The sequence below is a fragment of the Streptomyces viridosporus genome (assembly GCF_002078235.1).
Taxonomy (GTDB): Bacteria; Actinomycetota; Actinomycetes; order Streptomycetales; family Streptomycetaceae; genus Streptomyces; species Streptomyces viridosporus.
The window spans coordinates 1-5,479 of record NZ_MSGP01000460.1 but is presented as its reverse complement, the minus strand read 5'-3'; the positions used below and the strand labels follow the sequence as shown (position 1 = coordinate 5,479).

Sequence of the window (5,479 nt, the reverse complement as noted above, 5' to 3'; positions counted from 1 at the left end):
ACCGGAACCGGAACCGGAGCCGGGGCACCGGAACAGCACCGGGCCCGGGAGAAACCGGGGAAAGGCCCCGCGGCGGTCTCAGCGCACGCTGAGGCCCAGCGCCCCGAGCCCGCCCTCGGGCCCGTCCCCGCGCACGGCGACCGACCCGTACGGCGTCCGCAGGCGCAGCCAGGCGCCCGAGGAGAACAGCCCCAGCTCCTCACCGCGCAGGAACCCCAGGGACTGGGCCGCGTGCACCACCCGCACCGGGAGGCCGGTCTCCGCGACCGTGCGGGACCAGATCTCCCGCCCGATCCGGTCGAGCGCGGCGCGGGTGCGCCGCTCCGGCTCCAGCTCCTCCGTGCGGGAGCGGAACTCCGCGACCGAGGCGGCGACCAGCCCCCGCAGCGCCCGGGGCTCCGGCAGCCCCGGCTCGGCCCGCCAGCCGCCGCGCGGCGGCAGCACCCCCGCCCACGGCGGCCCGGTCACCGCGCCCGGCACGGCGGCCGTGGCGGCGGTCTCGTCCACCGCCTCCAGCAGCTCACCGGCGGACACGGTCGCGTCCAGCGTGACGTCGAGCCCGTCCTCGTAGGGCTTGGCGAGCCGCACGGCGCGGATCGCGAGCACCTCGAAGGAGGGCGGCCGCCCGAAGACGGCCAGCGCGGTACCGGCCGCCTGCAGCCGCACCGCGGCCGAGCGGTCGTAGTGCAGCAGCCGGGAGAGGAAGGCGGCGAGATCCGCCGCCTCCCCCTCGTCGGCGAGGTGGAGCACCGTCATGCGGCGACGGCCTCCTCCTCGACCGGGTCGTCCATGTACTCCCGGAGGAACTCCCGTTCCTCCGCGGTGATCCGGCGCGGACGCTGCGCCTCGAAGTCGAACGGCACGATGACCGTCGAGGCCCGGACGTAGACCTGGTCGCCGTCCTTCACCTCGTAGGTGAGGGTGAAGGACGCCGCCTTGATCTCCGTGACCCACAGCTCGATGTCCACGGGCGCGTGCCGGTGGACGAGCTGCCGCTTGTAGTCGATCTCGTGGCGCGCCACCACCGACCCCTGCTGGAAGTCCTTGTCCGGGCGGAACAGGAAGTCGATACGGGCCTCCTCCAGGTACCGGAGGAACACCACGTTGTTGACGTGACCGTATGCGTCCATGTCCGCCCAGCGCAGCGGGCAGCGGTAGATGTGCCGCAAGAGATCAGCCCCGGGTCAGCTTCTTGTAGGTGGCGCGGTGCGGACGCGCGGCGTCCGGACCGAGCCGCTCGATCTTGTTCTTCTCGTACGACTCGAAGTTGCCCTCGAACCAGAACCACTTGGAGTCGCCCTCGTAGGCGAGGATGTGCGTGGCGACGCGGTCCAGGAACCACCGGTCGTGGGAGATGACCACGGCGCATCCCGGGAACTCCAGCAGGGCGTTCTCCAGGCTGGACAGCGTCTCGACGTCCAGGTCGTTGGTCGGCTCGTCGAGGAGCAGCAGGTTGCCGCCCTGCTTGAGGGTGAGCGCGAGGTTGAGGCGGTTGCGCTCACCGCCGGAGAGGACGCCGGCCGGCTTCTGCTGGTCCGGCCCCTTGAACCCGAAGGCGGAGACGTAGGCGCGCGACGGCATCTCGACCTGGCCCACGTTGATGTAGTCCAGCTCGTCGGAGACGACGGCCCACAGCGTCTTCTTGGGGTCGATGTTGGCGCGGTTCTGGTCGACGTAGGAGATCTTGACGGTCTCGCCGACCTTGATCGAGCCGGAGTCGGGCTCCTCGAGGCCCTGGATCATCTTGAACAGCGTGGTCTTGCCGGCGCCGTTCGGACCGATGACGCCGACGATGCCGTTGCGCGGCAGCGTGAAGCTGAGGTCGTCGATCAGCAGCTTGTCGCCGAAGCCCTTGCTGAGGTTGTTCACCTCGACGACGACGTTGCCCAGGCGCGGGCCCGGCGGGATCTGGATCTCCTCGAAGTCCAGCTTCCGCATCTTCTCGGCCTCGGCGGCCATCTCCTCGTAGCGCGCCAGACGCGCCTTGGACTTGGCCTGCCGCCCCTTGGCGTTCGACCGCACCCACTCGAGCTCGTCCTTCAGGCGCTTCTGCCGCTTGGCGTCCTTCGCGCCCTCGACCTTGAGGCGCGCGGCCTTGGTCTCGAGGTACTTGGAGTAGTTGCCCTCGTAGCCGTGCAGGCGCCCGCGGTCGACCTCGCAGATCCACCCGGCGACGTTGTCCAGGAAGTACCGGTCGTGGGTGACGGCGACGACGGTGCCCTCGTACTTGGCGAGGTGCTGCTCGAGCCAGTTCACCGACTCGGCGTCGAGGTGGTTGGTGGGCTCGTCGAGGAGCAGCAGGTCGGGCGCCTCGAGCAGCAGCTTGCAGAGCGCGACGCGGCGCTTCTCGCCACCGGAGAGGTTGCTGACGGGCCAGTCGCCGGGCGGGCAGCCCAGGGCGTCCATGGCCTGCTCCAGCTGGGCGTCGAGGTCCCAGGCATTGGCGTGGTCGAGCTGCTCCTGCAGCTTGCCCATCTCGTCCATGAGCTCGTCGGTGTACTCGGTCGCCATCTGCTCGGCGATCTCGTTGAACCGGTCGAGCTTGCCCTTGATCTCGGCGACACCCTCCTGGACGTTCTCCAGGACGGTCTTCTCCTCGTTCAGCGGGGGCTCCTGCAGCAGGATGCCCACGGTGTAACCGGGGGTGAGGAAGGCGTCGCCGTTGGACGGCTGCTCCAGCCCCGCCATGATCTTCAGAACGGTCGACTTACCGGCACCGTTCGGGCCGACGACACCGATCTTCGCCCCGGGGTAGAAGCTCAGGGTGACGTCGTCGAGGATCACCTTGTCGCCGTGCGCTTTGCGCGCCTTGCGCATGGTGTAAATGAACTCAGCCAAGAGAAACCGTCCGGCAGCTTGAAATCTGGCAGTGGGCAGATACACCCCATCTTGCCGCACCGCCACCCCGGGGACGAAACGCAACCGGTCCGACGCCTCTGACCTGCGCTTCCCTCTCCGCATCCGGGCGAGGACGCACCGTGCGCGCTCCGCGGCTCCCCCCAGGGGGCCACCCCGGACCTGATGACGTCGACGCGGACGCCGTCAGGCCGTGCGGACCCCTCGTGCGGCTCCCCGTGCGGGACCCCCGCGGGCCCGGCCCGCGGAGGAGCGGGGTCGGAGCCGCGCAGGGCCGGCCCCGCCGCCCTGCGGACTCTCCCTGCGGGCGCTCAGTCCCCGGCCGGGGACTGCCCGCGGCGGGTGATGACCAGGCCCGCTCCGCCGAGGACGACCAGGCCGATGGCGGTGCCGGCGATCCACGGGGTGGCGTCGGAGGCCCCGGTCGCGGCGAGGTTGGTGTCGGCGGGCGCGCCGGCGAGGGGGGTGGGGCTCGGCCCGCCGAGGGCGTGGGTGGTGGTGCCGATCTCGGCGGTCCGGGTCCGGCAGTCGAGCATGCCGGTGAACCGCTTCTCGAAGCCGCCCGACCCCCGGACCGTGAAGTCGTACCGCTGGTCCTCGTTCAGCGGAACCGTCACCGTGCGGGTCTCGCCCGGCGCGACGGTGTGCTCCAGGCCCGCCAGCTCGAAGGTGAAGGGCTCGTCGCCCTGGTTGGCGGCGGTGACGTCCACACCGCCCTCGGCGCAGTTCTCGCGGGCGGACAGGGCCGGTATCGGCCCCTCCTGCGCCCAGGTGACACTCGCCGTCGCCGAGACCGTCGACTCGCTGGAACCGGCCAGGATCTGGGTCTGGCTCCGGCTCTCGGAGGCGAACGCCCGGCCGACCGGCACCGTGGTCGCGGCCTGCGCGGTCAGCTGGGCCGTGCCCGCCGCCGCGTCCTCGGGCACGTCGAAGAACACCTGGCTGCCGTCGGTGGCGGTGATGACGGACCTGCCCTCCTCGTCGACGATCCGCACCCCGCTCGTGGCGGCGTCCGCCGGCGGGGAGATCGTCACGCTGCGCGCGTCCGTGTGCACCGTCACGGGTCCGAGCCGCTGGCCCGGGCGACCGGAGACCGCCGGCGGGTCCAGGGACAGCGACGCCCTCGGCTCCGACTGGTTCCGGGCGTTCTCGTGCAGGTAGTCCGCGAGCTGCTCGGCCTGCGGGTCGACGGCGTCCACGTCCACGTCGTCGGAGTAGCGCCAGATGGCCACCTGCGTACCGGCCGCCGCGTCCTGCTCGGTGAGCTGGCCGCGCACGCCCGCCTTCTTGGCGAGCGCCGCGAGGTCGTTCACCTGGGGGTAGGAGTTCTGCAGGATCCAGCGGATCCGGCCGGCGTCCTTGTTGGTGCCCAGCGAGGTGCCGCTCCAGGAGGTCTCGTGATACTTGGCGTCCTTCTGCGTGGGCGTCTGGACGTCGACGCAGTACGTCTGCAACATGCCGCCGCCCTCGACGGACATCTCGAACAGGCCCGCCGAGACCTGCTGGTCCCCGGCGGCGCCGTGTATCACGGCCGCCCCGTACGTCTTCAGCCCGCCTATGGTCGCGACCGCCCCGCCCTGCTCCGGCGCCGTCTCGTAGGCGGCGGCCGTCCCGGCTCCGGTCAGCACGCCGGCGGCGGCGAGCCCGGACACCAGTGTCCCGGCGGCGAGGCGGGCCGCCCCACGTCCACGCGCGGACAACGCAGAGAACGAAGCAAACACCGAATTCCCTTCCGAGCAGGACCCGTTGTGACGTGGGGGGACGGTCCCACCAGCAGAATCACCGGCCCCGAGCCTCCCGGGAGCCATGCCCGGCATCCTAAGGACGCGGTGCACCACGCTTGTTCGATCATCCCGCCGCAGGAGTGATCCGAATCGGAATCGTTATCGCCGGAGCCGCCGTCGACTCGGTTTGTCGATAAAACCATCCGCGACCGTTCGGTATGGATGCGTGGATAAGCCGCACTTCGGTCGGCGCCGGCGCCCGGCGACGCCCGGCGGTCACTGACCTCACGTCACCATGGCTGTCTCAAAGGGTTGTTGGGGCTCGTCCACTCCGGCATCCTCCGGTGCCTCACCGGGCCGGGTCCGCCAACCGGGCTCGGACCGGTCCGGCGCCGCCGCCTGCTCCGGCCGGCCCGTGCGCTTGAAGGCGGAGGTGCCGCGGGCGAGGTCATGGCCGATCGCCACCGCGTCGATGTCCGCCGACACCCGGCCCTGCTGCCCCTCGCGCAGCTCCGTACGCACCTTCAGGCGGCCCTGGACGACCACCGGTTCGCCCACCGACAGCGATGCGGCGGCGTTGGCGGCGAGCTGCCGATTGGCCCACACCGTGAAGAAGTTGGTGTGCCCGTCCGTCCACGTGCTCTTCTCCCGGTCCCAGTACCGCGAGGTGACCGCGAGCCGGAACCTCGCCGACGGACCGGATGCCGTCTCCCGGTACACCGGCTGCGTCGCCACGTTGCCCACCGCGCAGATCATCGTCTCGTTCATCGCACTCGCCTCCCCTCGGCCGGACGCCACCACCGGCGCCGGCCGCATCCGCGTACGGGCCCGTCCCGCACGGCTGCGTCTGCCGCGACGGCCTCGCCACCACGGGGGGCGCCACCGTCACCGCGACGGCC

5 protein-coding genes are annotated in these 5,479 nt (G+C 71.4%); all 5 read right to left on the bottom strand.

Going from position 1 to position 5,479, the window contains the following annotated elements:
* Positions 1-78 precede the first annotated feature (78 nt).
* The 5 genes from B7L92_RS29015 to B7L92_RS28995 all read right to left on the bottom strand — a co-directional run bounded on the left by B7L92_RS29015 (position 79) and on the right by B7L92_RS28995 (position 5,348).
* On the bottom strand, positions 79-756 hold the full coding sequence (locus B7L92_RS29015) for a DUF8185 domain-containing protein (RefSeq protein WP_081240347.1): 678 nt from the start codon (positions 754-756) through the stop codon (positions 79-81).
* Entirely contained in the window at positions 753-1,169 is a 417-nt protein-coding gene (locus tag B7L92_RS29010) for an acyl-CoA thioesterase (RefSeq protein WP_081240346.1), read from the bottom strand. Before B7L92_RS29010 ends, B7L92_RS29015 begins: the two co-directional genes overlap by 4 nt.
* Positions 1,170-1,173: 4 nt before the next feature.
* Positions 1,174-2,838 carry an energy-dependent translational throttle protein EttA gene (gene ettA, locus B7L92_RS29005; RefSeq protein WP_026085176.1) on the bottom strand — a complete coding sequence of 555 codons (1,665 nt, stop codon included), beginning with the start codon at positions 2,836-2,838 and terminating at the stop codon, positions 1,174-1,176.
* A 329-nt stretch (positions 2,839-3,167) separates the two neighbouring features.
* On the bottom strand, positions 3,168-4,577 hold the full coding sequence (locus tag B7L92_RS29000; RefSeq protein ID WP_081240345.1) for a Cys-Gln thioester bond-forming surface protein: 1,410 nt from the start codon (positions 4,575-4,577) through the stop codon (positions 3,168-3,170).
* A gap of 288 nt (positions 4,578-4,865) precedes the next feature.
* Entirely contained in the window at positions 4,866-5,348 is a 483-nt protein-coding gene (locus tag B7L92_RS28995) for a single-stranded DNA-binding protein (protein WP_081240344.1), read from the bottom strand.
* Positions 5,349-5,479: the final 131 nt, after the last annotated feature.

Excerpts from the sequence above, each read along its gene's own strand:
- B7L92_RS29015 (WP_081240347.1), bottom strand. The coding sequence starts at position 756 with ATGACGGTGCTCCACCTCGCCGACGAGGGGGAGGCGGCGGATCTCGCC.
- B7L92_RS28995 (WP_081240344.1), bottom strand. The coding sequence starts at position 5,348 with ATGAACGAGACGATGATCTGCGCGGTGGGCAACGTGGCGACGCAGCCG.